Below are 26,180 nucleotides of genomic sequence, written 5' to 3' on the forward strand. Positions count from 1 at the left end.
ACCTATGTCTCTTCAAAAATTAGAAAACTATAGTAATAAAGCTGTCGTGCAAGAAGAAGTATTGATTTTAACAGAATTGTTAGAAGATATCACTAAAAATATGCTTGCCCCAGAGACTTTTGCAAAAATCATGGAGTTGAAAGAATTATCAACTCAAGAAGATTATCAGGGCTTGAACCAATTGGTTACGAGTCTGTCAAATGATGAAATGGCTTATATTTCACGCTATTTCTCTATCTTGCCCCTTTTGATTAATATTTCAGAAGACGTGGATTTGGCTTATGAAATCAACCACCAAAATAATATTGATCAAGATTATCTTGGTAAATTGTCAGCAACGATCAAAATGGTTGCAGAAAAAGAAAATGCAGTTGAAATTCTAGAACATTTGAATGTTGTCCCTGTTTTGACTGCCCATCCAACACAAGTACAACGTAAGAGTATGTTGGATTTGACAAACCATATCCATACCCTCTTGCGTAAGTATCGTGATGTGAAATTAGGCTTGATTAATAAGGAAAAATGGCATAATGATCTCCGTCGTTATATTGAAATTATCATGCAGACAGACATGATTCGTGAAAAGAAATTGAAAGTAACCAATGAAATCACGAATGTTATGGAATACTACAATAGTTCATTCCTGAAGGCAGTTCCTCATTTGACTGCTGAGTACAAACGTCTGGCTAAAAAACATGGCTTGGAGTTGAAACATCCAAAACCAATTACCATGGGTATGTGGATTGGTGGAGACCGTGATGGGAATCCTTTTGTTACAGCAGATACCTTGAAACAATCTGCTATGACTCAGTGTGAAGTCATCATGAACTACTATGATGAAAAAATTTACCAACTTTATCGTGAGTTCTCTCTCTCAACCAGTATTGTCAATGTGAGCAAGCAAGTCAGAGAAATGGCTCGTCAGTCTAAGGATAATTCTATTTATCGTGAAAAAGAGCTATACCGTCGTGCCTTGTTTGATATTCAATCAAAAATCCAAGCGACAAAAGCTTATTTGATTGAGGATAAGGAAGTTGGAGCTCGCTATGAAACAGCTAATGATTTTTATAAGGATTTAATTACCATTCGTGATTCCCTCTTGGAAAACAAGGGTGAAGCACTGATTTCTGGTGATTTTGTTGAGTTGATCCAGGCAGTTGAAATTTTTGGTTTCTATTTGGCATCTATTGACATGCGTCAAGATTCTAGTGTTCATGAAGCCTGTGTGGCTGAACTCTTGAAATCAGCAGGTATTCATTCTCATTATAGCGAACTAAGTGAAGAAGAAAAATGCCAGCTTCTCTTGAAAGAATTGGAAGAAGATCCACGTATTCTTTCTGCCACTCATGTTGAAAAATCAGAGTTACTTGAAAAAGAATTAGCAATCTTTAAGGCTGCTCGTAAGTTGAAAGATAAGTTGGGAGATGATGTCATTCGTCAGACAATCATTTCACATGCAACCAGCGTATCAGACATGTTGGAATTGGCTATCTTGCTAAAAGAAGTAGGGTTAGTTGATAAAGAAAGAGCCCGTGTCCAAATTGTTCCTCTCTTTGAAACAATTGAGGACTTGGACCACTCAGAAGAAACCATGAGAGAATACCTTTCTCTTCCTCTTGCTAAGAAATGGATTGCTTCACGTAATAACTACCAAGAAATCATGCTTGGCTACTCTGATAGTAATAAAGATGGTGGCTACCTATCATCATGTTGGACCCTCTACAAGGCTCAACAACAATTGACTGCTATTGGAGATGAATTCGGCGTTAAGGTTACCTTCTTCCACGGCCGTGGTGGGACTGTCGGTCGTGGTGGTGGACCAACCTATGAAGCCATCACATCTCAACCGCTCAAGTCTATCAAGGATCGTATCCGTTTGACAGAGCAGGGTGAAGTAATTGGCAATAAATACGGTAATAAAGACGCAGCTTACTATAACCTTGAAATGTTAGTATCTGCAGCCATTAACCGTATGATTACTCAGAAGAAGAGTGATACAAATACCTCAAATCGTTATGAAGCTATTATGGACCAAGTAGTGGACCGTAGTTACGATATCTACCGTGATTTGGTCTTTGGTAATGACCATTTCTATGATTATTTCTTCGAGTCAAGTCCAATCAAGGCTATTTCAAGCTTTAACATTGGTTCTCGTCCAGCCGCTCGTAAGACTATTACTGAAATCGGTGGTTTGAGAGCCATCCCTTGGGTATTCTCATGGTCGCAAAGTCGCGTCATGTTCCCTGGCTGGTATGGGGTTGGTTCAAGCTTCAAGGAATTTATCGATAAAAATCCAGAAAATATCGCTATCTTACGAGATATGTACCAAAACTGGCCTTTCTTCCAATCGCTTCTTTCAAATGTCGACATGGTCTTGTCAAAATCAAATATGAATATTGCTTTTGAATATGCCAAACTTTGTGAAGATGAAGAAGTAAAAGCAATCTATGAGACTATTTTAAACGAATGGCAAGTTACCAAGGAAGTCATCTTGGCTATTGAAGGATATGATGAACTCTTGGCTGAAAATCCATATCTAAAAGCAAGTTTGGATTATCGTATGCCTTACTTTAATATCCTTAACTATATCCAGTTGGAGTTGATTAAACGTCAACGCCGAGGAGAATTATCTAGCGACCAAGAAAAATTAATCCATACAACCATCAACGGAATTGCGACAGGATTGCGTAATTCGGGCTGATGTCTTTCAAACTTCCTCTTTTCTATAGGGGAAGTTTTTGAATCTTTCAAAAAAATGCTAAAAGAGTCTTGACAAGTAGTTGAAAAATGATATAATTTAACCATTCAGAAAAGTAATCATTCAAACTTTTTAGAGAGTCTGTGGTAGCTGAAAACAGATAAGTGATGATGATGAAAATTGGGCTGAATGTTATTTAGAATTTGAAATCATAAAAATTCGGTGAGCACACCTTACAGTGCATCTCGTTATTGCGAGACAGAGCGATAGGGAAATTCCCTATAATTGAGGTGGTACCGCGCATCGACGTCCTCACACAAGTTTTTTGTGTGAGGACTTTTTTGATGGAGGTTAGTATGGAAAGAAAACGATGGCGTCGCTTGTTTTGATAAGTGAAGTATTTTAAAGGAAGTAAAAAGGAGAAATAGCATGAAAAATAAACGTTTAATTGGAATTATCGCTGCATTAGCAGTCTTAGTAGCAGGAAGCTTAATTTACTCTTCAATGAATAAACCAGAAGCTAAGAATGAGAAGAAAGTTGCCAAAGTTGGTGTTCTTCAGTTTGTTAGCCATCCATCTCTTGATTTGATTTATAAAGGGATTCAAGATGGCCTTGCAGAAGAAGGTTATAAAGATGACCAAGTTAAAATCGATTTTATGAACTCAGAAGGTGATCAAAGTAAGGTTGCGACAATGAGTAAACAACTGGTCGCAAATGGGAATGACCTAGTAGTAGGGATTGCAACACCAGCTGCTCAAGGCTTGGCTAGTGCCACAAAAGACCTACCGGTTATCATGGCTGCTATTACAGACCCAATCGGTGCGAACTTGGTTAAAGATTTGAAAAAACCAGGTGGCAACATCACAGGGGTATCTGACCACAATCCAGCTCAACAACAAGTTGAACTCATCAAAGCTTTGACACCAAATGTGAAAACAATCGGAGCTCTTTACTCAAGCAGCGAAGACAATTCAAAAACTCAGGTAGAAGAATTTAAGGCTTATGCTGAAAAAGCAGGTTTGACTGTAGAAACATTTGCTGTTCCTTCAACAAATGAAATTGCTTCAACAGTTAACGTTATGACTAGCAAGGTTGATGCTATCTGGGTTCCAATCGATAACACAATTGCTTCAGCCTTCTCAACTGTTGTATCAAGCAACCAATCAGCTAAAAAACCAATCTATCCAAGCGCGACTGCCATGGTAGAAGCAGGTGGCTTGGCATCAGTTGTAGTTGACCAACACGACCTTGGTGTGGCAACAGGTAAAATGATTGCCCAAGTCTTGAAAGGTGCAAAACCAGCTGATACCCCAGTCAATGTCTTTTCAACTGGTAAGTCAGTTATCAACAAGAAATTGGCACAAGAGCTAGGTATTACGATTCCTGAATCTGTTCTAAAAGAAGCAGGACAAGTGATCGAATAATCTGTAATGGAGGAGTTGGGGACATCTCCTCCAATTTTTTTACAATAGACATCATATAGAAAAGGTTAAGAAACAGATGATATTATCTATTATTTCTCAAGGATTTGTCTGGGCTATTTTAGGTCTGGGAATCTTTATGACATTTAGGATTTTAAACTTTCCAGATATGACAACAGAAGGTTCCTTCCCTCTTGGGGGAGCTGTTGCTGTCACTCTGATAACCAAAGGCGTGAACCCTTTTTTAGCAACACTTGTTGCTGTTGGAGCAGGTTGTTTGGCTGGAATGGCAGCAGGCCTTCTTTATACAAAAGGGAAGATTCCAACCTTGCTCTCAGGGATTTTGGTGATGACTTCTTGTCACTCTATCATGCTCTTGATTATGGGACGTGCCAATTTAGGCTTGCTTGGAACTAAGCAAATTCAGGATGTCTTACCTTTTGATTCAGACTTGAACCAACTCTTGACGGGTCTTATCTTTGTCAGTCTTGTCATTGCTCTCATGCTCTTTTTCTTGGACACTAAACTTGGCCAAGCCTATATTGCTACAGGTGACAATCCTGATATGGCTAGAAGTTTTGGAATTCATACTGGACGCATGGAGCTCATGGGCTTGGTCTTATCAAATGGGGTGATTGCCCTTGCAGGTGCTCTCATTGCCCAGCAAGAAGGCTATGCTGATGTTTCTCGAGGAATCGGGGTTATCGTTGTGGGGCTTGCAAGTTTGATTATTGGGGAAGTTATTTTCAAGAGTTTGAGCTTAGCAGAGCGTCTAGTTACTATCGTTGTAGGTTCTATCGCTTATCAATTCTTAGTGTGGGCAGTTATTGCGCTTGGCTTTAATACAAGTTACCTTCGTTTGTACAGCGCCGTGATTTTAGCAGTCTGCCTCATGATTCCAACATTTAAGCAAACAATCTTGAAAGGAGCCAAATTAAGCAAATGACAGCAATTGTAGAATTAAAAAATGCAACCAAAGTCGTTAAAAATGGCTTTGATGAAGAAAAGATTATTTTAAATGATGTTTCCTTAGAAATTTTTGAACAGGACTTTATCACGATTTTAGGTGGAAATGGTGCTGGGAAATCGACTCTCTTTAACACTATTGCAGGAACTTTATCACTAACCAGTGGAACTATCCGTATTTTAGGTGAGGATGTTACTAAGTTTTCACCAGAGAAGCGCGCTAAATATCTGTCTCGTGTCTTCCAAGATCCCAAGATGGGGACAGCTCCTCGTATGACAGTGGCAGAGAATCTCTTGATTGCCAAGTTTCGTGGTGAAAAGCGTGGACTGTTTCCGAGACGTCTGGCTAGCTATAAGGATGAATTTCAGTCAACCATTGAAAAAGTGGGAAACGGTCTTGAGAAACACTTGAATACACCGATTGAGTTCTTATCAGGTGGACAAAGACAGGCTTTGAGTCTCTTGATGGCAACCTTGAAGCGTCCTGAATTACTCTTGTTAGACGAGCATACTGCAGCCCTTGATCCAAAGACCAGTGTGGCTTTGATGGAATTGACAGATGAATTTGTCAAGAAAGATCAGCTGACAGCGCTTATGATTACCCATCATATGGAAGATGCATTCAAATATGGTAATCGTTTAATTGTCATGAAAGAAGGACGAATTATCCAAGATTTGAAACAAGAAGAAAAAGCAAAAATGAAAATCTCTGATTATTATCAGCTCTTTGAATAAACTAGGGAAAATGAGTGAAATGGTTTACTTTTTTTCTGAAATAAAGTATACTATATAAAGTAAACTATGATAACATGGAGGTATTGTGTATGGTTGACAAACAAGTCATTGAAGAAATCAAAAACAATGCCAACATTGTGGAAGTCATAGGAGATGTGATTTCTTTACAAAAGGCAGGACGGAACTATCTAGGGCTCTGTCCTTTTCATGGTGAAAAAACACCTTCTTTCAACGTTGTTGAGGATAAGCAGTTTTACCACTGTTTTGGTTGTGGTCGCTCAGGTGATGTCTTTAAGTTCATAGAGGAGTACCAAGGGGTTCCCTTTATGGAGGCTGTCCAAATCTTAGGTCAGCGTGTTGGGATTGAGGTTGAAAAGCCGCTTTATAGTGAACAGAAGCCAGTTTCGCCTCACCAAGCTCTTTATGATATGCACGAAGATGCTGCCAAATTTTACCATGCTATTCTCATGACAACGACTATGGGAGAAGAGGCCAGAAATTACCTTTATCAGCGTGGTTTGACAGATGAAGTGCTCAAACATTTTCGGATTGGTTTAGCACCTCCAGAACGCAACTATCTTTATCAACGTTTGTCTGGTCAGTATCGTGAAGAGGATTTCTTGAATTCAGGACTGTTTTATCTCTCGGATGCCAATCAATTTGTAGACACCTTTCACAATCGTATTATGTTTCCCCTGACAAATGACCAAGGAAAAGTTATTGCCTTCTCAGGTCGTATCTGGCAGAAAACGGATTCACAAACTTCTAAGTATAAAAATAGCCGATCGACTGCAATTTTTAACAAAAGTTACGAATTATATCATATGGATAGGGCAAAAAAATCTTCTGGCAAAACCAGTGAGATTTACCTCATGGAAGGATTCATGGATGTCATTGCAGCCTATCGGGCTGGAATCGAAAATGCTGTCGCATCTATGGGAACAGCCTTGAGTCGTGAGCATGTTGAGCATCTGAAAAGGTTAACCAAGAAGTTGGTTCTGGTATACGATGGCGATAAGGCTGGGCAGGCTGCGACATTGAAAGCGCTGGATGAAATTGGTGATATGCCTGTGCAAATCGTTAGCATGCCTGATAGCTTGGATCCGGATGAGTATCTACAAAAAAATGGACCAGAAGATTTGGCCTATCTATTAACGAAAACTCGTATTAGTCCGATTGAGTTCTACATTCACCAGTACAAACCTGAAAATAGTGAAAATCTGCAGGCTCAGATTGAGTTTATTGAAAAAATAGCTCCCTTGATTGTTCAAGAAAAGTCCATCACCGCTCAAAACAGCTATATTCATATTTTAGCTGATAGTCTGGCGTCCTTTGATTATGCCCAGATTGAGCAGATTGTTAATGAAAGCCGCCAGGCACAAAGGCAGAATCGCATGGAAGGAATTTCCAGACCGACGCCAATTACTATGCCTGTCACCAAGCAGTTATCGGTTATTATGAGAGCAGAAGCTCATCTACTTTATCGAATGATGGAATCCCCTCTTATTTTGAACGATTACCGCTTGCGAGAAGACTTTGCATTTGATACGCCTGAATTTCAGGTTTTATATGACTTGCTTGGCCAGTATGGAAATCTTCCTCCAGAAGTTCTAGCTGAACAGACAGAGGAAGTTGAAAGAGCTTGGTACCAAGTTTTAGCTCAGGATTTGCCTGCTGAGATGTCACCTCAGGAACTTAGTGAAGTAGAAATGACTCGAAACAAGGCTCTCTTGAATCAGGACAATATGAGAATCAAAAAGAAGGTGCAGGAAGCTAGCCATGTAGGAGATACCGACACAGCCTTAGAAGAATTGGAACGTTTAATTTCCCAAAAGAGAAGAATGGAGTAATAATGGCAACAAAACAAAAAGAAGTAACAACATTTGATGTACAAGTAGCAGAATTTATCCGTAATCATAAACAAAAAGGGACAGCAACTGATGATGAAATCAATGCTAGTCTAGTTATTCCTTTTACCTTGGATGCTGATGGGATTGAAGATCTCTTGCAACGAATTCAGGATGCAGGAATTTCTATCACAGATAACGAAGGGAATCCAAGTGCGCGTGTTCTTAGTGCTGAAGAAGAACCAGAACTTAGTGATGAGGACTTGATTGGTTCAACTTCGGCTAAGGTTAATGACCCTGTCCGTATGTACTTAAAAGAAATCGGGGTCGTTCCTCTCTTGACCAATGAAGAGGAAAAAGAATTGGCGCTGGCTGTTGAAGCGGGTGATATCGAAGCCAAACAACGTCTTGCGGAAGCCAACCTTCGTTTGGTTGTTTCGATTGCCAAACGCTATGTCGGCCGTGGTATGCAGTTCCTTGACTTGATTCAAGAAGGGAACATGGGCTTGATGAAGGCGGTTGACAAGTTTGACTATTCTAAAGGGTTCAAGTTCTCAACTTATGCAACTTGGTGGATTCGTCAGGCTATCACTCGTGCTATTGCGGATCAAGCTCGTACTATCCGTATCCCAGTTCACATGGTTGAAACCATCAATAAATTGGTTCGTGAACAGCGTAACCTTCTTCAAGAATTGGGACAAGATCCAACACCAGAACAAATCGCTGAACGTATGGATATGACTCCTGACAAGGTTCGTGAAATCTTGAAGATTGCCCAAGAACCAGTATCTCTTGAAACTCCTATTGGTGAAGAGGATGATAGCCACCTTGGGGACTTTATCGAAGATGAAGTGATTGAAAATCCAGTGGACTATACAACTCGTATCGTCTTGCGTGAGCAGTTGGATGAGGTCTTGGATACTCTTACAGACCGTGAAGAAAATGTTTTGCGTCTGCGTTTTGGGCTAGATGATGGTAAAATGCGTACTCTTGAAGATGTGGGTAAAGTCTTTAACGTGACTCGCGAACGTATCCGTCAGATTGAAGCTAAAGCTTTGAGAAAACTACGCCAACCAAGTCGCAGCAAACCGCTTCGTGATTTTATTGAAGACTAAGAGTGAGGATGAATATGGCTTATACAGAAGAGCAAATCGAAAACATCAAAACACGAATTTTATCAGCCTTGGAAGAAGTTATTGACCCTGAGTTGGGAATCGATATTGTCAATCTTGGTTTGATTTATGAGATTCGTTTTGACGGTGACACAGGGCAAACAGAGATTGATATGACTTTGACAACCATGGGTTGTCCCCTAGCAGATCTTTTGACAGACCAGATTTATGATGCTATGACAGAGGTGCCAGAAGTAACGGATACTGAGGTTAAATTAGTCTGGTATCCAGCCTGGACAGTTGAAAAAATGAGTCGCTATGCACGCATTGCCCTAGGCATTAAGTAAACCTATAAAAACATGTGAGAGATTATTGGAAAAGCGAGGAAATTTCCCCCTCTTTTCCCTAGTCTCTCCTTTCTTTTGCTGATTTTATTCAAAGAAAATGATATAATAGTAGTTATGGAAAAAAAGAAATTACGCATCAATATGTTGAGTTCAAGTGAGAAAGTAGCAGGACAAGGAGTTTCAGGTGCCTACCGTGAATTAGTTCGTCTTCTTCACCGTGATGCCAAGGACCAATTGATTGTTACAGAAAATCTTCCAATAGAGGCAGATGTGACTCACTTTCATACAATTGATTTCCCCTATTATTTATCAACATTTCAAAAGAAACGCTCAGGAAGGAAAATTGGCTATGTGCATTTCTTGCCTGATACACTTGAGGGGAGTTTGAAAATTCCATTTTTCTTAAAGAGAATTGTGAAACGCTATGTATTTTCTTTTTACAACCGGATGGAGCACTTGGTTGTGGTCAATCCGATGTTTATTGAGGATTTGGTGGCAGCTGGTATTCCACGTGAAAAAGTGACTTATATTCCTAACTTTGTCAATAAGGAAAAATGGCATCCTCTTCCACAGGAAGAGGTAGCGAGACTTCGTACAGAGCTAGGTCTTAGTGACAATCAGTTTATCGTAGTAGGTGCTGGTCAAGTTCAGAAACGCAAAGGGATTGATGACTTTATCCGTCTGGCTGAGGAATTGCCGCAGATTACCTTTATCTGGGCCGGCGGTTTCTCTTTTGGTGGTATGACAGATGGTTATGAACGCTACAAGAAAATGATGGAGAATCCCCCTAAAAATTTGATGTTTCCAGGTATTGTGTCACCAGAGCGGATGCGTGAATTGTATGCCCTAGCGGACCTTTTCTTGTTGCCTAGTTACAATGAACTCTTTCCGATGACTATTTTAGAAGCGGCCAGTTGTGAGGCTCCTATCATGTTACGTGATTTGGATCTCTATAAGGTGATTTTAGAGGGAAATTATCGGGCGACAGCAGATAGAGAAGAGATGAAAGAGGCTATTTTGGAATATCAAGCAAATCCTGCTGCCTTAAAAGAACTCAAAGAAAAAGCTAAGAATATTTCTAGGGAGTATTCAGAAGAGCATCTGTTACAAATCTGGTTGGACTTTTATGAGAAACAAGCCGCTTTAGGGAGAAAGTAAAAAGTGAGGTAATCTATGCGAATTGGTTTATTTACAGATACCTATTTTCCTCAGGTTTCAGGTGTTGCGACCAGTATTCGAACCTTGAAAACCGAACTTGAAAAGCAGGGACATGCTGTTTTTATCTTTACTACGACAGATAAGGATGTCAATCGCTACGAAGATTGGCAAATTATCCGCATTCCAAGTGTTCCTTTTTTTGCTTTTAAAGATCGTCGCTTTGCCTACCGAGGTTTTAGCAAGGCGCTTGAAATTGCCAAACAGTATCAGCTAGATATTATCCATACTCAGACAGAATTTTCTCTTGGTTTGTTGGGGATTTGGATTGCGCGTGAATTGAAAATCCCAGTCATCCATACCTATCACACCCAATACGAAGACTATGTGCATTATATTGCCAAGGGGATGTTGATTCGTCCTAGTATGGTCAAGTATCTGGTTAGAGGTTTCTTGCATGATGTGGATGGGGTGATTTGCCCGAGTGAGATTGTCCGTGACTTGCTATCTGACTATAAGGTTAAGGTTGAAAAAAGGGTCATTCCAACTGGGATTGAATTAGCCAAGTTTGAGCGTCCGGAAATCAAGCAAGAAAATCTAAAAGAACTGCGTAGTAAATTAGGAATTCAAGATGATGAACAGATGTTGCTGAGTCTTTCCAGAATTTCCTATGAAAAAAATATTCAAGCAGTATTAGCAGCTTTTGCAGAAGTTCTGAAAGAGGAAGACAAGGTTAAACTGGTAGTTGCTGGGGATGGGCCTTATCTGAATGACCTCAAAGAGCAAGCTCAGAAACTAGAGATTCAAGACTCAGTTATCTTTACAGGAATGATTGCTCCTAGTGAAACGGCTCTTTACTACAAGGCGGCGGATTTCTTTATCTCGGCATCGACAAGTGAGACGCAAGGTTTGACATACTTGGAAAGCTTGGCCAGTGGAACGCCTGTCATTGCTCACGGAAATCCTTATCTGGATAATCTTATCAATGACAAGATGTTTGGAACCTTGTACTACGGTGAACATGATTTGGCTGGGGCTATTTTAGAAGCCCTGATTGCAACGCCAGACATGAATGAGTATACCTTATCAGCTAAATTATACGAGATTTCAGCCGAGAATTTTGGGAAACGAGTGCATGAATTTTATCTGGATGCCATTATTTCAAATAATTTCCAGAAAGATTTATCTAAAGATGATACGGTCAGTCAGCGTATCTTTAAGACAGTTTTGTATCTTCCACAACAGGTGGTTGCTGTACCGGTAAAAGGCTCTAGACGGATGCTAAAAGCGTCGAAAACACAGCTGATTAGCATGAGAGATTATTTGACAGACCGTGAAGAATAGAAAGAGGACAAGTTATGAATAAACGATTAATGAGAAGCGGCCGTGACCAAAAGATTGCGGGTGTTTGTGCTGGGGTGGCCAATTATCTAGATATGGATCCTACTATCGTTCGCGTTATTTGGGGTGTCCTTGCTTTTTGTTACGGAGTTGGAATTGTAGCCTATATCATTTTATGGATTATTGCGCCCGTAGCAAGTGACTATTGAAAACTAGCTAAATTCATGCTAAGATAATAGAAAATAGAATGTAACGAAGGAGATAAAAATGGCATTTGGAGATAATGGAAAACGTAAAAAAACGATGTTTGAGAAATTAACCTTGCTTATCGTGCTTATCATGTTAGTAGCAAGTATTTTGGGTATTTTTGCAACTGCAATTGGTGCCCTCAGTAATCTATAAAAAGATTCAAGAAAATTTTGTGACTGGGATTTCCCAGCCCTTTTTTAAAGTGAGAAGAAAAAATGAGTATGTTTTTAGATACAGCTAAGATCAAGGTCAAGGCTGGTAATGGTGGCGATGGCATGGTTGCCTTTCGCCGTGAAAAATATGTCCCTAATGGCGGTCCTTGGGGTGGTGACGGTGGTCGTGGAGGAAATGTGGTCTTCGTTGTAGACGAAGGGCTACGTACCTTGATGGATTTCCGCTACAATCGCCATTTCAAGGCTGAGTCTGGTGAAAAAGGAATGACCAAAGGGATGCATGGTCGTGGTGCTGAGGACCTTAGAGTTCGAGTACCACAAGGTACGACTGTGCGTGATGCAGAGACTGGCAAGGTCTTGACAGATTTGATTGAACACGGTCAAGAATTTATCGTTGCCCACGGTGGTCGCGGTGGACGTGGAAATATTCGATTTGCGACACCAAAAAATCCTGCACCGGAAATCTCTGAAAATGGAGAACCAGGTCAGGAACGTGAGTTACAATTGGAACTAAAAATCTTGGCTGATGTTGGTTTAGTTGGATTCCCATCTGTTGGGAAATCAACCCTTTTAAGTGTTATCACATCTGCTAAACCTAAAATTGGTGCCTACCATTTTACGACTATTGTGCCAAATCTTGGTATGGTTCGTACCCAATCAGGTGACTCCTTTGCAGTAGCTGATTTACCAGGTTTGATTGAAGGGGCTAGTCAAGGTGTTGGTTTGGGAACTCAGTTTCTCCGTCACATTGAGCGTACCCGTGTTATCCTTCATATTATTGATATGTCAGCTAGTGAAGGACGTGATCCTTATGAGGATTATCTTGCCATTAACAAGGAGCTGGAGTCATACAATCTTCGCCTCATGGAGCGTCCACAGATTATTGTAGCCAATAAGATGGATATGCCTGAGAGTCAGGAAAATCTTGAAGAATTCAAGAAAAAATTAGCTGAAAACTACGATGAATTTGAAGACTTACCAGCTATTTTCCCAATTTCTGGATTGACCAAGCAAGGTCTGGCTACTCTATTGGATGCTACAGCTGAATTGCTAGATAAGACACCAGAATTCTTGCTCTACGACGAGTCCGATATGGAAGAAGAAGCTTACTATGGATTTGACGAGGAAGAGAAAGCCTTTGAAATTAGTCGTGATGACGATGCGACATGGGTGCTTTCTGGTGAAAAACTCATGAAACTCTTTAATATGACCAACTTTGATCGTGACGAATCGGTCATGAAATTTGCTCGCCAGCTACGGGGCATGGGGGTTGATGAAGTCCTTCGTGAGCGTGGAGCTAAAGATGGTGATTTGGTCCGCATTGGCAAGTTTGAGTTTGAATTTGTAGACTAGGAGACTGATATGGGAGATAAACCGATATCTTTCCGAGATGCAGATGGCAACTTTGTTTCCGCCGCAGACGTTTGGAATGAAAAGAAATTGGAAGAACTGTTTAATCGTCTCAATCCAAATCGTGCCCTGAGATTAGCACGAACTAAAAAAGAGAATCCATCTCAGTAAAGAATATAACAAAATTCCGTGCCACATGAGACACGGAATTTTGTTATTCTTCAAAGAAAAATGGTGGAGCGAATTTTTTTAATTCTTCAAAGCATTTTTGAGCAGCTTCTGCATCTTCACAGATGACGAGACAAACATCATCTCCACAGAGAGTAGCGATAGCGTCAGGGAAGCTCAAAGCATCAATGATAGAACCAAAGGATTGAGCAAGTCCAGGAAGGGTTTTTAGCAGGACTTGGTGTTGAACGGGGCGCATCAAGACAAGAGCATCCTCCATATAAATTTCGAGACGTTTTTCCCATTTTGAGATAGAATCTGTATTGAGCACGTAGTAAGAGTTGTCTTCTTCTCGTACTTTTGAAAGGTTCATGCTTTTAATATCTCTCGAAAGTGTAGCTTGTGTAACTTGAATATCATTATCGGCAAGAAGAGCTTGTAGCTCAGCTTGAGTATGAATCTTGTTTTTCGTTATAAGAGCTCGTATGAGTTGGTGTCGGTGTTCAGATTTGTTCATAAATTGTTACTCCTTGTACAAGGTACAGAAAGCGTGGACTGAACGAGAATGTCAGTCGGGTGGTAAGCGGTATTGTCACGTATGATGATTTCAAAGTCAGTAGTATAAAGAACTATACGGAGAAAATCTCCTTCCTTTAACTTGTCACTAGTTGAATGTAGATGAATTGGCTTTATATCTGTTGTGTTCTTTACTGACAGTAAATCCTTCCATTAGGGTAGCATTTTGTCACGACTTGTTGTGAATTTACGATTAATGTTAATTCACAGAGATTTTCCAACATGTGGTAGCGAGTATTATTAATGAGCACACATGTTGGTTAGGGTCTTAGTATCTTTTGTCCAAACTTCCGTGTAGACTTATCATAAGCCTATATCGGGATTGAATTTGAAACCAAGTTTATTTTTCGTTAGACTGTTCAAGTGGAAATCTTCCATATTGAACAGTCTGATATATTATACCTTTTGACAAGGTAGGATAAGACTAGACTGTTCAAGATCGACAGTCAGCTGGTAGTCAGTATTGTCACGGATTGTGATTTCAAAGTCAGTAGTATAGAGGACTAAACGAAGAGTATCTCCTTCTTTTAACTTGTAAATAGTTGGTTGCAATTCAAATTGGATATCCATCCATTCATCTGCGGTAATATCCTCTACTAACAGTAGATCATTTCTATTTTGCAAATTGAGACAGCCTTTTGTCACGACGCGTTGTGCATTTTCACGAAAAGGCAATTCGTTAAGATTTTCCAACATGTAGTAGCGACCGTTGTCAATGGTTCTAGCACTTAAAACAGCTGGATAAGGTTGTAGGTATTTCTTCTGTCCAAGTTCTAGCAGTTGAGCTGATAAGAGCCCCTTGTTTGTGCTGGATTTGATACGAAGATTGAGTTGAGCTCGACCGTTCAAGTGAAGATATTTGGTTACAGGAAGGTCAATGGTGATTTGATTGACTTTCCCTTGATAGAGTTCTGTATTGAAGGTCTGGTAAGTCTTACCATAACGCTCAAAATCCTTATCTGAGTAATGGTTTTGAATAACTTGCTCTTCTTGACCAAGTGCGAAGGTTTCAAAGTTTTCTTGCTCACCGAAGTTATCAAGAGATAACCAAGTCTGAGGAGCAGTATTGTCCTGCCAGATAACAGTAGGAAGTTGGTAATCTGTTTCCTGTCCCAGTAATTTCTTAGTCAATAAAGCATTCATGGATTCACGGAAGTCAATGGATTGCCAGTTGTTCATATAAACATGGGCACCATTATGGAAAAAGAGATGCTTATTGATATGAGATGGAAGAGCATGGAACATCTGGTAAACATGAAGTGGTTTGACATTCCAATCCTGTGAACCGTGGGTAAAGATAACCTCAGCCTTTACTTTATGGGCATTGAGCAGATAATTGCGGTCATGCCAAAACTGATTGTAATCGCCAGTCTTGCGATCCAGTTGCTCTTTTACTTTTTCTAAGTCAGCTTGGTGAGCTTCGTTCCCACGGATATAGTCACCAGCCAAGAGATTACGAGAGTAGGTTAGTTCAGTAAGGGAGTCAAAGTCCTCACCTGGATAACCACCTGGGCTAGTGACCAGACCGTTTTCACGGTAGTAGTTATACCATGAAGAAATGCCAGCCTCGGCAATGATAACTTCTAAACCATCGACACCTGTGGTCGCAAGACCATTGGACATGGTACCTAGATAGGAAAGCCCAGTTGTGGCCACTTTTCCGTTTGACCAGTCAGCCTTGACTTGACGCTGGCGCGTGTGATCAGTAAAGGCACGGCAACGACCATTGAGCCAATCGATAACATTTTTATAAGCCTCGATTTGCTGATAGTCCCCGTTAGTCATGAAACCTGTGGAGTCTTTTGTACCAACACCTGAAACATATAGATTAGCAAAACCACGTGGAAGGAAGTAGTCGTTGAGACTATAGCTAGCGTTGATGTGCGTCAGTTTTTCCTCAGCTTCTGACACAAGCTCAGCTTGACCTTGGGCTTGGACGAGATTTAGTTGAGGTTCTTCTAGCTCAATCTTGTGAGTAGGTTTAACCTCGAGTTCGCCCTCCATCTTGTAAAGTGCTTTGTCGCTAGCTTTATCATTGGTTCCCTGATGATAAGGACTCGCTGTCATGATAGCAGGGATTTGCCCGTCATAACGAGGACGAATAATGCTGACCTTGACTAGATCTGGTAGACCTTTTTGGTCAGTATCGACACGAGACTCAACGTAAACGACTTCTCGAATGACATCATGGCTAGAAAAAGTTGCTAAACTTTTGCCGTTAAAGTAGTGATAGTCATTATCCTCAGGAATAAGACCGTCACTGACAAGTTGGTCGATAAGAGTGTTTCCCTTTTTGGTGCGAGTATTGAGTAACTGATAGAGATTTTCAATCAAATCACCGTATACGATGGGAAAACCAGTTTCTTTACGGAAAACATCACTGTTTTCAAAGTCAACCAAATAAGAAAATCCTAAAAGTTGAAAAGCCACAGTATAGAAAATATCTGCAGTCAACTCTTTATCTGATTGAAAAAATGTCAATAAGTCAGTTTCTTTATCAACTGCTAAACTGGATAGAGGATAGGAGCTGTTTTTAAAATTAAAAAAGAAACGAATAAGAAACGCTTCAAGCATTTGTTTATTTGTAATGTTGACTGGTAAATCAAATCCATACTTTTTTAATTCAAAGATAATTGTATCTCTAGGTAGTGCTAAATAGCTGAATTGATTAAAACGCATAAGACCTCCTATTTATGAAATATATTACATTTATTATATCAAAAAATAGAGAGAAAAGAAACTATAAAAATCAACAGAAATTATAATAAATAAAAATGAGTATTTATGAAATAAACATGTAAAATGATAAGCCTAAATACAAAAATATTAGTGATACTGTTAAAAATCGTGCAAGGATTGTCTAGTCAACTATGATTTGAGCTATTAGATATTAAAGCATCAGTAATAGTAATAGAAATTTTAAGAAAATGGTATAATATAGTGAGAACGATAGAGGAGAAGTGTAAATTGATCGCACAACTAGATACAAAAACAGTCTATAGTTTTATGGAGAGCGTCATTTCGATCGACAAGTATGTGAGAGCAGCTAAAGAATTTGGCTACACTCATCTGGCTATGATGGATATCGATAATCTTTATGGTGCTTTTGACTTTCTAGAAGTTACAAAAAAATACGGCATTCATCCTTTGTTAGGGCTTGAAATGAATGTGCTTGTAGATGACAAGGATGTGAATCTGCGTTTTTTGGCTCTATCTAGTGTGGGCTATCAGCAGTTGATGAAACTTTCAACAGCCAAGATGCAGGGGGAGAAAACTTGGTCAGTCCTGAATCAGTATCTAGAGGATATTGCGGTAATTGTGCCTTATTTTGAAGAGCTTGAGTTGTTAAATCTAGGCTGTGATTACTATATAGGTGTTTACCCAGAAACATTGGCCAGCGAATTTCACCATCCAATCTTGCCCCTTTATCGGGTCAATACATTTGAAAGTAAGGATAGAGAAATTCTGCAAGTGTTAACAGCGATTAAAGAAAATCTTCCCCTTAGAGAAGTTCCCTTGCGCTCACGACAAGATGTCTTTATATCAGCAAGTTCTTTAGAGAAACTATTCCAAGAACGTTTTCCTCAAGCCTTGTACAATTTAGAAAAGCTTATTTCAGGCATTTCTTATGACTTGGATACTAGTCTGAAATTGCCTCGCTTTAATCCTGCTAGACCAGCAGTAGAAGAGTTGAGAGAACGCGCTGAATTGGGGCTTGCTCAGAAGGGGTTAACTGGTAAAGAATATCAAGACCGTCTAGACCAAGAATTGGCTGTTATTCATGATATGGGCTTTGATGATTATTTCTTGGTTGTTTGGGATTTGCTGCGTTTTGGACGTTCAAATGGCTACTATATGGGAATGGGACGAGGTTCCGCAGTTGGTAGCTTGGTTTCCTATGCTTTGGATATCACAGGGATTGACCCAGTTCAGAAGAATCTGATTTTTGAACGTTTCCTCAATCGTGAACGCTATACCATGCCTGATATTGATATAGATATCCCTGATATTTATCGTCCAGATTTTATCAGATATGTTGGTAACAAATATGGTAGCAAACATGCTGCGCAAATCGTTACTTTTTCTACCTTTGGGGCCAAGCAAGCTTTGCGAGATGTCTTGAAGCGCTTTGGTGTTCCAGAGTATGAATTATCTGCAATTACCAAGAAAATCAGTTTTCGTGATAATCTCAAGTCGGCCTATGAGGGTAATCTCCAGTTTCGTCAGCAAATCAATAGTAAGCTAGAATATCAAAAAGCCTTTGAAATTGCTTGCAAGATAGAGGGCTATCCAAGACAAACCTCTGTCCATGCGGCTGGTGTTGTAATCAGTGACCAAGATTTGACCAATTACATCCCTCTAAAACATGGTGACGAAATTCCGCTGACTCAGTATGATGCTCATGGAGTTGAATCTAGCGGGCTATTGAAAATGGACTTTCTGGGACTGCGAAATTTGACCTTTGTCCAGAAGATGCAAGAATTGCTTGCTGAATCAGAAGGTATTCACCTTAAAATTGAAGAAATTGATTTGGAAGACAAAGAAACGTTAGCTTTATTTGCCTCTGGCAATACAAAAGGTATCTTTCAATTTGAACAACCTGGTGCCATTCGCTTGCTCAAACGTGTGCAACCAGTCTGTTTTGAAGATGTCGTAGCAACTACTTCTCTAAATCGACCAGGTGCCAGTGACTACATCAATAATTTTGTGGCAAGAAAGCATGGGCAGGAAGAAGTGACTATTCTGGATCCAGTACTGGAGGATATTTTGGCTCCAACCTACGGCATCATGCTCTATCAGGAGCAGGTTATGCAGGTTGCTCAGAGATTTGCTGGATTTAGCCTCGGAAAAGCCGATATTTTACGTCGGGCTATGGGGAAAAAGGATGCCTCTGCCATGCATGAAATGAGGGAATCCTTTATTCAAGGCTCCATAGAAGCTGGTCATACTAGGGAAAAGGCTGAGCAGGTCTTTGATGTTATGGAGAAGTTTGCAGGTTATGGATTTAACCGATCTCACGCCTATGCCTACTCAGCCTTGGCCTTCCAGTTGGCCTATTTCAAAACGCATTATCCAGCCATTTTTTATCAGGTCATGCTGAATTCTTCCAACAGTGATTACCTAACAGACGCTCTTGAAGCAGGCTTTGAAGTAGCACCTCTGTCCATCAATACCATTCCTTATCATGATAAAATTGCCAACAAGTCCATCTATCTAGGTCTGAAATCGATTAAGGGAGTCAGCAAGGATTTGGCGCTTTGGATTATTGAAAATAGACCCTATTCGAGCATTGAAGATTTTATAGCTAAATTACCTGAGAATTATCTGAAACTTCCTCTGCTAGAACCTTTGGTAAAAGTTGGTCTTTTCGATTCATTTGAAAAAAATCGCCAAAAAGTATTTAATAATTTAGGTAATCTATTTGAATTTGTGAAAGAGTTAGGAAGCTTGTTCGGTGATACAATATATAGTTGGCAGGAATCGGAAGATTGGACAGAACAAGAAAAATTCTATATGGAACAAGAGTTTCTAGGGGTAGGAGTTAGCAAACATCCCTTACAAGCTATTGCAAGTAAGGCTATCTACCCAATTACACCAATCGGAAATTTGTCAGAAAATAGTCACGCCATTATATTGGTTGAAATTCAGAAAATAAAAGTGATTCGGACCAAAAAGGGTGAAAACATGGCATTCTTACAGGTAGATGATAGTAAGAAAAAATTGGATGTTACCCTCTTCTCAGACTTATATCGACAGATTGGGCAGGAATTGAAAGAAGGAGCTTTCTACTATATAAGAGGAAAAATTCAGTTACGAGATGGCCGTCTGCAAATGATTGCACAAGAAATAAGAGCAGCAGTGGCTGAACGCTTTTGGATACAGGTAAAAAATCATGAATCGGATCAAGAAATTTCGAGAATTTTAGACCAGTATAAAGGCCCAATCCCAGTCATCATCAGGTATGAAGAGGAACAGAGAACGATTGTTTCTCCCCATCATTTTGTGACTAAATCCACTGAATTAGAAGAGAAATTAGGTGGAATCGTTATGAAAACGATTTATCGCTAAAATTACGGAAAATAGAAGAATTTTCCATTTAAATGTGATATAATCAGTAAGAATGTTAAAAGAAAAAGGAGCATAACCAATATGAAACGTATTGCTGTTTTGACTAGTGGTGGAGACGCCCCTGGTATGAACGCTGCTATCCGTGCAGTTGTTCGTCAAGCAATTTCAGAAGGAATGGAAGTATTTGGTATCTATGATGGATATGCTGGTATGGTTGCTGGTGAAATTCATCCCCTAGATGCGGCTTCAGTAGGAGACATCATTTCTCGTGGTGGTACTTTCCTTCACTCTGCTCGTTACCCAGAGTTCGCTCAACTTGAAGGGCAACTTAAAGGGATTGAGCAATTGAAAAAACACGGAATTGAAGGTGTAGTTGTTATCGGTGGTGATGGATCTTACCACGGCGCTATGCGTTTGACTGAACATGGATTCCCAGCTATCGGTCTTCCTGGTACAATCGATAACGATATTGTTGGTACTGACTTCACAATCGGTTTTGACACAGCGGTTACTACTGCTATGGATGCTATCGATAAGATTCGTGATACATCATCAAGTCACCGTCGTACATTTGTTATCGAAGTAATGGGTCGTAACGCAGGTGATATCGCTCTTTGGGCTGGTATTGCAACTGGTGCTGATGAAATCATCATTCCTGAAGAAGGATTCAAGATTGAAGATATCGTAGAAAGCATTAAATGTGGATACGAGTGTGGTAAAAAACACAATATCATCGTCTTGGCAGAAGGTGTGATGTCAGCAGCTGAATTTGGTCAAAAACTTAAAGAAGCTGGAGATACAAGCGACCTTCGTGTGACAGAACTTGGACATATTCAACGTGGTGGTTCTCCAACTGCGCGTGACCGTGTTTTGGCATCACGTATGGGTGCACATGCCGTTAAACTTCTTAAAGAAGGTATCGGTGGTGTTGCGGTTGGTATCCGTAATGAGAAAATGGTTGAAAACCCAATTCTTGGAACTGCAGAAGAAGGAGCATTGTTTAGCCTTACTGCAGATGGTAAGATTGTGGTTAACAACCCACATAAAGCTGACCTTGAGCTATCTAGCTTGAATAAGAGCTTGTCATAATTTATAATTTAGTTAATAAGACCAAAAAGGTCATATATAAAGGAGTCACAAAAATCATGAACAAACGTGTAAAAATCGTTGCAACTTTGGGACCTGCGGTTGAAATCCGTGGTGGTAAAAAATTTGGTGATGACGGATACTGGGGTGAAAAACTTGATGTTGAAGCTTCAGCTAAAAACATTGCTAAATTGATCGAAGCTGGTGCTAACACATTCCGTTTCAACTTCTCACACGGTGACCACCAAGAGCAAGGTGACCGTATGGCAACTGTTAAACTTGCTGAAAAACTTGCAGGTAAAAAAGTTGGTTTCCTTCTTGATACAAAAGGACCAGAAATCCGTACTGAATTGTTTGAAGGAGATGCAAAAGAGTACTCTTACACAACTGGTGAAAAAATCCGTGTTGCTACTAAACAAGGAATCAAATCAACTCGTGATGTGATTGCATTGAACGTTGCTGGTGCTCTTGACATCTATGATGATGTTGAAGTTGGTCGTCAAGTTTTGGTTGACGATGGTAAACTTGGTCTTCGTGTGGTTGCTAAAGATGACGCAACTCGTGAGTTTGAAGTTGAAGTTGAAAACGATGGTGTAATTGCTAAACAAAAAGGTGTTAACATCCCTAACACTAAAATTCCTTTCCCAGCTCTTGCTGAACGTGATAACGACGATATCCGCTTTGGTCTTGAACAAGGAATTAACTTCATCGCGATTTCATTCGTACGTACTGCAAAAGACGTGAACGAAGTTCGTGCAATCTGTAAAGAAACTGGAAACGGACACGTTCAATTGTTCGCTAAAATCGAAAACCAACAAGGTATCGACAACTTGGATGAAATCATCGAAGCTGCTGATGGTATCATGATTGCTCGTGGTGACATGGGTATCGAAGTACCATTCGAAATGGTTCCAGTTTACCAAAAAATGATTATCAAGAAAGTCAATGCTGCAGGTAAAGTTGTTATTACTGCAACAAACATGCTTGAAACAATGACTGAAAAACCACGTGCAACTCGTTCAGAAGTATCAGACGTATTCAACGCTGTTATCGACGGAACTGACGCAACAATGCTTTCAGGTGAGTCTGCAAACGGTAAATACCCACTTGAGTCAGTAACTACAATGGCTACAATCGACAAGAACGCTCAGACTCTTCTTAACGAATACGGACGTTTGAACTCAGATTCATTTGAACGTAACTCTAAGACAGAAGTAATGGCTTCAGCTGTTAAAGATGCTACTAACTCAATGGACATTAAATTGGTTGTAACTCTTACTAAGACAGGTCACACTGCACGTTTGATCTCTAAATACCGTCCAAATGCTGACATCTTGGCATTGACATTCGACGAATTGACAGAACGTGGATTGATGTTGAACTGGGGTGTTATCCCAATGTTGACAGATGCTCCATCATCAACTGATGATATGTTCGAAATTGCTGAACGTAAAGCAGTTGAAGCAGGTCTTGTACAATCTGGTGACGATATCGTTATCGTAGCTGGTGTACCAGTTGGAGAAGCTGTACGTACAAACACAATGCGTATCCGTACAGTACGTTAATTAAAATGAAAAAAGCCTATCATATCAAGCTTTCTAGCCTGTATGATAGGTTTTTTTGTAGCAGGGGGCAAATAAGGGGCAAAACTTTTTAAAAAAGGCCAGTTAATACAAATACGATTCAGCTAATATAATTGAAAATGATGGAAAAAAAGGTGAAATTATGGTATACTTTAACGTAGGACCTTTTTAGAAATTTTGAAAGAGTATTAAAAATTTAAAATGAGAAAAATTGTTATCAATGGTGGCTTGCCCCTGCAAGGTGAGATTACCATTAGTGGTGCAAAAAATAGTGTTGTAGCTTTGATTCCAGCTATTATCTTGGCAGATGATGTTGTGACTTTGGATTGTGTTCCAGATATTTCGGATGTTGCTAGTCTTGTCGAAATTATGGAATTGATGGGCGCTACCGTTAAGCGTTATGACGATGTGTTAGAGATTGATCCAAGAGGTGTTCAAAATATTCCAATGCCTTATGGGAAAATCAATAGTCTTCGTGCATCTTATTATTTTTATGGAAGTCTTTTAGGTCGCTTTGGGGAAGCTACAGTTGGTTTACCTGGAGGATGTGATTTGGGACCACGTCCTATTGACTTACATCTTAAGGCTTTTGAAGCAATGGGAGCTACTGTTAGCTATGAGGGAGATAATATGAAGTTATCTGCCAAAGATACAGGACTTCACGGCGCAAGTATCTACATGGATACGGTTAGTGTGGGTGCGACGATTAATACGATGATTGCTGCGGTTAAAGCAAATGGGCGTACTATTATTGAAAATGCAGCCCGTGAACCTGAGATTATTGACGTTGCTACTCTCTTGAATAATATGGGTGCCCATATCCGTGGTGCTGGAACCAATATTATCATTATTGATGGTGTTGACAGATTACATGGAACGCGCCATCAGGTGATTCCAGACCGTATCGAAGCGGGAACATACATTTCCTTAGCTGCAGCAGTTGGTAAGGGAATTCGTATCAACAATGTATTATACGAACACTTAGAAGGATTCATCGCTAAGTTGGAAGAAATGGGTGTGAGAATGACTGTATCTGAAGACAGTATTTTCGTCGAAGAACAGTCTAATTTGAAAGCAATCAATATTAAGACAGCTCCTTACCCAGGTTTTGCTACTGACTTGCAACAACCAATTACTCCTCTTTTGTTAACAGCAGAGGGACGTGGTACCATTATTGATACTATTTATGAGAAACGTGTAAACCATGTTTTTGAACTAGCAAAGATGGACGCGGATATTACGACTACAAACGACCATATTTTATATACTGGTGGACGTAGTTTACGTGGTGCAAATGTAAAAGCTACTGATCTTAGAGCTGGGGCAGCACTTGTTATTGCTGGTTTGATGGCTGAAGGTAAAACTGAAATCACAAATATTGAGTTCATCTTACGTGGTTATTCAGATATTATTGAAAAATTACGTAATCTAGGAGCAGATATTACACTTGTTGAAGAATAAACCGTAGAGGTGTTTATGAATATTTGGACCAAATTAGCAATGTTTTCTTTTTTTGAAACGGATCGCTTGTATTTGCGTCCTTTCTTTTTTAGTGATAGTAAGGACTTCCATGATATAGCTTCAAATCCAGAAAATTTACAATTCATTTTTCCAAGTCAAGCTAGTTTGGAAGAGAGTCAATATGCACTGGCCAATTATTTTATGAAGTCTCCTTTAGGTGTATGGGCTATTTGTGACAAGAAAACTGAAAAAATGATTGGTTCAATTAAGTTTGAAAAGCTAGATGAAATTAAAAAAGAAGCAGAACTTGGTTATTTTTTGAGAAAAGATGCTTGGTCCCAAGGCTTTATGACAGAGGTTGTTAGAAAACTTTGCCAACTTTCTTTTGAAGAATTTGGTTTAAAACAATTATCCATCATAACCCATCTCGAAAACGAAGCTAGCCAAAAGGTTGCTCTTAAGGCTGGATTTAGTTTGTTCCGTCAGTTTAAGGGAAGTGATCGCTATACAAGAAAAATGCGAGATTATCTTGAGTTTCGCTTTGTAAAGGGAGAATTTAATGAGTAAACATCAAGAAATTCTAAGCTATTTGGAAGAATTACCTGTTGGTAAAAGAGTCAGTGTTCGTAGTATTTCCAATCATCTGGGAGTCAGTGATGGAACGGCCTACCGCGCTATCAAGGAAGCTGAAAACCGTGGAATTGTAGAGACTCGCCCAAGAAGTGGTACTATCCGTGTTAAATCTCAGAAAGTTGCTATAGAGAGATTAACTTTTGCTGAAATTGCTGAAGTGACTTCTTCTGAGGTTCTGGCTGGTCAAGAAGGTTTAGAGAGAGAATTTAGCAAGTTCTCAATCGGTGCCATGACTGAACAAAATATCCTGTCCTACCTTCATGATGGGGGACTCTTGATTGTCGGAGACCGGACTCGTATTCAATTATTAGCGCTGGAAAATGAAAATGCCGTTCTTGTGACAGGTGGATTTCAGGTTCATGATGATGTGATTAAACTGGCTAATCAAAAAGGAATTCCTGTTTTAAGAAGCAAACATGACACTTTCACCGTTGCGACCATGATCAATAAAGCCTTGTCAAATGTTCAAATCAAAACAGATATTTTGACAGTTGAGAAACTGTACCGTCCGAGTCATGAGTATGGTTTTTTGAGAGAGACTGACACTGTTAAAGATTATTTGGACTTGGTACGTAAGAATCGTAGTAGTCGTTTCCCTGTTATTAATCAACATCAGGTTGTTGTTGGGGTTGTTACTATGAGAGATGCTGGTGATAAGTCACCAAGTACAACAATTGATAAGGTCATGTCTCGTAGTCTATTTTTAGTTGGATTATCTACAAATATTGCCAATGTGAGTCAACGGATGATTGCTGAAGATTTTGAAATGGTACCAGTTGTTCGTAATAATCAAACCTTGCTTGGGGTTGTAACCAGACGAGATGTCATGGAGAAGATGAGTCGTTCCCAAGTTTCGGCTCTACCAACTTTTTCTGAGCAGATTGGTCAAAAACTTTCTTATCACCATGATGAAGTAGTGATTACAGTGGAACCCTTTATGCTAGAGAAGAACGGTGTTTTGGCTAATGGAGTATTGGCAGAAATTCTGACCCATATGACTCAAGATTTGGTTGTTAATAGTGGTCGCAATCTCATTATCGAGCAGATGCTAATCTACTTTTTGCAGGCTGTTCAGATAGATGATATATTGCGCATTCAAGCACGCATTATCCATCATACGAGACGGTCAGCTATTATTGATTACGATATTTATCATGGGCATCAGATTGTTTCAAAAGCAAATGTAACCGTTAAAATTAATTAGAAACT

At 39.7% G+C, this 26,180-nt stretch carries 21 protein-coding genes and 1 other annotated feature; of the genes, 19 read left to right on the plus strand and 2 right to left on the minus strand.

Going from position 1 to position 26,180, the window contains the following annotated elements; all coding sequences use genetic code 11:
• Positions 1-4: 4 nt before the first annotated feature.
• The 13 genes from ppc (at position 5) to HMPREF2628_RS09390 (ending at position 13,566) form a co-directional block, all read left to right on the plus strand.
• Positions 5-2,701, plus strand: a complete 2,697-nt coding sequence (gene ppc, locus HMPREF2628_RS09330) for a phosphoenolpyruvate carboxylase (RefSeq protein WP_023947212.1) — start codon at positions 5-7, stop codon at positions 2,699-2,701.
• Between the two features lie 96 nt (positions 2,702-2,797).
• Positions 2,798-3,015: a binding site (T-box leader), on the plus strand.
• A gap of 112 nt (positions 3,016-3,127) precedes the next feature.
• Positions 3,128-4,123, plus strand: a complete 996-nt coding sequence (gene trpX / locus HMPREF2628_RS09335; protein ID WP_000792150.1) for a tryptophan ABC transporter substrate-binding protein — start codon at positions 3,128-3,130, stop codon at positions 4,121-4,123.
• Positions 4,124-4,199: 76 nt separating this feature from the next.
• On the plus strand, positions 4,200-5,066 hold the full coding sequence (locus tag HMPREF2628_RS09340) for an ABC transporter permease (RefSeq protein ID WP_004234420.1): 867 nt from the start codon (positions 4,200-4,202) through the stop codon (positions 5,064-5,066).
• The gene (locus tag HMPREF2628_RS09345) at positions 5,063-5,821 is read left to right on the plus strand and encodes an ABC transporter ATP-binding protein (protein ID WP_042751299.1); all 759 of its coding nucleotides are present in this window, start codon (positions 5,063-5,065) and stop codon (positions 5,819-5,821) included. Before HMPREF2628_RS09340 ends, HMPREF2628_RS09345 begins: the two co-directional genes overlap by 4 nt.
• An 89-nt stretch (positions 5,822-5,910) precedes the next feature.
• Complete coding sequence (gene dnaG, locus HMPREF2628_RS09350) at positions 5,911-7,671, plus strand: DNA primase (RefSeq protein WP_070842994.1); 1,761 nt, start codon at positions 5,911-5,913, stop codon at positions 7,669-7,671.
• Positions 7,672-7,673: 2 nt separating this feature from the next.
• Positions 7,674-8,783 carry an RNA polymerase sigma factor RpoD gene (gene rpoD, locus HMPREF2628_RS09355; protein WP_004259586.1) on the plus strand — a complete coding sequence of 370 codons (1,110 nt, stop codon included), beginning with the start codon at positions 7,674-7,676 and terminating at the stop codon, positions 8,781-8,783.
• Between the two features lie 14 nt (positions 8,784-8,797).
• Positions 8,798-9,127, plus strand: a complete 330-nt coding sequence (locus tag HMPREF2628_RS09360; protein ID WP_000331925.1) for a metal-sulfur cluster assembly factor — start codon at positions 8,798-8,800, stop codon at positions 9,125-9,127.
• A gap of 114 nt (positions 9,128-9,241) precedes the next feature.
• Positions 9,242-10,285, plus strand: a complete 1,044-nt coding sequence (gene cpoA, locus HMPREF2628_RS09365) for an alpha-galactosylglucosyldiacylglycerol synthase (protein ID WP_049488748.1) — start codon at positions 9,242-9,244, stop codon at positions 10,283-10,285.
• 15 nt (positions 10,286-10,300) lie between these two features.
• A complete protein-coding gene (locus tag HMPREF2628_RS09370) occupies positions 10,301-11,626 on the plus strand; it encodes a glycosyltransferase family 4 protein (RefSeq protein ID WP_049488750.1) in 1,326 nt (441 codons plus the stop codon).
• 29 nt (positions 11,627-11,655) lie between these two features.
• Complete coding sequence (locus HMPREF2628_RS09375) at positions 11,656-11,832, plus strand: PspC domain-containing protein (RefSeq protein WP_049488793.1); 177 nt, start codon at positions 11,656-11,658, stop codon at positions 11,830-11,832.
• Positions 11,833-11,890: 58 nt separating this feature from the next.
• Positions 11,891-12,025 (plus strand): DUF4044 domain-containing protein, encoded by a 135-nt coding sequence (locus tag HMPREF2628_RS09380; RefSeq protein WP_000863852.1) that lies wholly within the window; start codon positions 11,891-11,893, stop codon positions 12,023-12,025.
• A gap of 62 nt (positions 12,026-12,087) precedes the next feature.
• Positions 12,088-13,398 carry a GTPase ObgE gene (obgE, locus tag HMPREF2628_RS09385; RefSeq protein WP_070842995.1) on the plus strand — a complete coding sequence of 437 codons (1,311 nt, stop codon included), beginning with the start codon at positions 12,088-12,090 and terminating at the stop codon, positions 13,396-13,398.
• Between the two features lie 9 nt (positions 13,399-13,407).
• Positions 13,408-13,566: a hypothetical protein gene (locus HMPREF2628_RS09390; RefSeq protein WP_001808548.1), complete on the plus strand. Its 159-nt coding sequence runs from the start codon at positions 13,408-13,410 to the stop codon at positions 13,564-13,566.
• A gap of 43 nt (positions 13,567-13,609) precedes the next feature.
• Here the strand turns inward: HMPREF2628_RS09390 and HMPREF2628_RS09395 are convergent, their stop codons facing one another.
• Together HMPREF2628_RS09395 and HMPREF2628_RS09400 are read right to left on the minus strand one after the other, a co-directional pair.
• The gene (locus HMPREF2628_RS09395; protein ID WP_070842996.1) at positions 13,610-14,080 is read right to left on the minus strand and encodes an arginine repressor; all 471 of its coding nucleotides are present in this window, start codon (positions 14,078-14,080) and stop codon (positions 13,610-13,612) included.
• A gap of 455 nt (positions 14,081-14,535) precedes the next feature.
• Entirely contained in the window at positions 14,536-16,818 is a 2,283-nt protein-coding gene (locus tag HMPREF2628_RS09400; protein ID WP_070842997.1) for a Xaa-Pro dipeptidyl-peptidase, read from the minus strand.
• Positions 16,819-17,106: 288 nt separating this feature from the next.
• On the opposite strand from HMPREF2628_RS09400, the gene HMPREF2628_RS09405 reads away from it, so the two are divergent.
• The 6 genes from HMPREF2628_RS09405 to spxR all read left to right on the plus strand — a co-directional run bounded on the left by HMPREF2628_RS09405 (position 17,107) and on the right by spxR (position 26,175).
• A complete protein-coding gene (locus HMPREF2628_RS09405) occupies positions 17,107-20,208 on the plus strand; it encodes a DNA polymerase III subunit alpha (protein ID WP_070842998.1) in 3,102 nt (1,033 codons plus the stop codon).
• 81 nt (positions 20,209-20,289) lie between these two features.
• Complete coding sequence (pfkA, locus tag HMPREF2628_RS09410) at positions 20,290-21,297, plus strand: 6-phosphofructokinase (protein ID WP_000820863.1); 1,008 nt, start codon at positions 20,290-20,292, stop codon at positions 21,295-21,297.
• A 56-nt stretch (positions 21,298-21,353) separates the two neighbouring features.
• Entirely contained in the window at positions 21,354-22,859 is a 1,506-nt protein-coding gene (gene pyk, locus HMPREF2628_RS09415; RefSeq protein ID WP_004259601.1) for a pyruvate kinase, read from the plus strand.
• Between the two features lie 219 nt (positions 22,860-23,078).
• Complete coding sequence (locus HMPREF2628_RS09420) at positions 23,079-24,338, plus strand: UDP-N-acetylglucosamine 1-carboxyvinyltransferase (protein ID WP_049491775.1); 1,260 nt, start codon at positions 23,079-23,081, stop codon at positions 24,336-24,338.
• Between the two features lie 15 nt (positions 24,339-24,353).
• Positions 24,354-24,905, plus strand: coding sequence for a GNAT family N-acetyltransferase (locus HMPREF2628_RS09425; RefSeq protein ID WP_070842999.1), 552 nt, complete (start codon positions 24,354-24,356; stop codon positions 24,903-24,905).
• A complete protein-coding gene (gene spxR / locus HMPREF2628_RS09430; protein ID WP_000033822.1) occupies positions 24,898-26,175 on the plus strand; it encodes a CBS-HotDog domain-containing transcription factor SpxR in 1,278 nt (425 codons plus the stop codon). Before HMPREF2628_RS09425 ends, spxR begins: the two co-directional genes overlap by 8 nt.
• The last annotated feature ends 5 nt before the right edge of the window (positions 26,176-26,180 follow it).

It is taken from the genome of Streptococcus sp. HMSC063B03, assembly GCF_001836965.1.
Lineage (GTDB): Bacteria > Bacillota > Bacilli > Lactobacillales > Streptococcaceae > Streptococcus > Streptococcus pneumoniae_F.

What these genes read in the sequence shown, in the direction of transcription:
- HMPREF2628_RS09420 (WP_049491775.1), top strand. Translation starts at nt 23,079, where the DNA reads ATGAGAAAAATTGTTATCAATGGTGGCTTGCCCCTGCAAGGTGAGATT.
- HMPREF2628_RS09345 (WP_042751299.1), top strand. Translation starts at nt 5,063, where the DNA reads ATGACAGCAATTGTAGAATTAAAAAATGCAACCAAAGTCGTTAAAAAT.
- pfkA (WP_000820863.1), top strand. Translation starts at nt 20,290, where the DNA reads ATGAAACGTATTGCTGTTTTGACTAGTGGTGGAGACGCCCCTGGTATG.
- HMPREF2628_RS09425 (WP_070842999.1), top strand. Translation starts at nt 24,354, where the DNA reads ATGAATATTTGGACCAAATTAGCAATGTTTTCTTTTTTTGAAACGGAT.
- HMPREF2628_RS09400 (WP_070842997.1), bottom strand. Translation starts at nt 16,818, where the DNA reads ATGCGTTTTAATCAATTCAGCTATTTAGCACTACCTAGAGATACAATT.
- HMPREF2628_RS09370 (WP_049488750.1), top strand. Translation starts at nt 10,301, where the DNA reads ATGCGAATTGGTTTATTTACAGATACCTATTTTCCTCAGGTTTCAGGT.
- HMPREF2628_RS09380 (WP_000863852.1), top strand. Translation starts at nt 11,891, where the DNA reads ATGGCATTTGGAGATAATGGAAAACGTAAAAAAACGATGTTTGAGAAA.
- dnaG (WP_070842994.1), top strand. Translation starts at nt 5,911, where the DNA reads ATGGTTGACAAACAAGTCATTGAAGAAATCAAAAACAATGCCAACATT.
- spxR (WP_000033822.1), top strand. Translation starts at nt 24,898, where the DNA reads ATGAGTAAACATCAAGAAATTCTAAGCTATTTGGAAGAATTACCTGTT.
- rpoD (WP_004259586.1), top strand. Translation starts at nt 7,674, where the DNA reads ATGGCAACAAAACAAAAAGAAGTAACAACATTTGATGTACAAGTAGCA.
- HMPREF2628_RS09395 (WP_070842996.1), bottom strand. Translation starts at nt 14,080, where the DNA reads ATGAACAAATCTGAACACCGACACCAACTCATACGAGCTCTTATAACG.
- cpoA (WP_049488748.1), top strand. Translation starts at nt 9,242, where the DNA reads ATGGAAAAAAAGAAATTACGCATCAATATGTTGAGTTCAAGTGAGAAA.
- HMPREF2628_RS09360 (WP_000331925.1), top strand. Translation starts at nt 8,798, where the DNA reads ATGGCTTATACAGAAGAGCAAATCGAAAACATCAAAACACGAATTTTA.
- obgE (WP_070842995.1), top strand. Translation starts at nt 12,088, where the DNA reads ATGAGTATGTTTTTAGATACAGCTAAGATCAAGGTCAAGGCTGGTAAT.
- trpX (WP_000792150.1), top strand. Translation starts at nt 3,128, where the DNA reads ATGAAAAATAAACGTTTAATTGGAATTATCGCTGCATTAGCAGTCTTA.
- HMPREF2628_RS09375 (WP_049488793.1), top strand. Translation starts at nt 11,656, where the DNA reads ATGAGAAGCGGCCGTGACCAAAAGATTGCGGGTGTTTGTGCTGGGGTG.
- ppc (WP_023947212.1), top strand. Translation starts at nt 5, where the DNA reads ATGTCTCTTCAAAAATTAGAAAACTATAGTAATAAAGCTGTCGTGCAA.
- pyk (WP_004259601.1), top strand. Translation starts at nt 21,354, where the DNA reads ATGAACAAACGTGTAAAAATCGTTGCAACTTTGGGACCTGCGGTTGAA.
- HMPREF2628_RS09390 (WP_001808548.1), top strand. Translation starts at nt 13,408, where the DNA reads ATGGGAGATAAACCGATATCTTTCCGAGATGCAGATGGCAACTTTGTT.
- HMPREF2628_RS09340 (WP_004234420.1), top strand. Translation starts at nt 4,200, where the DNA reads ATGATATTATCTATTATTTCTCAAGGATTTGTCTGGGCTATTTTAGGT.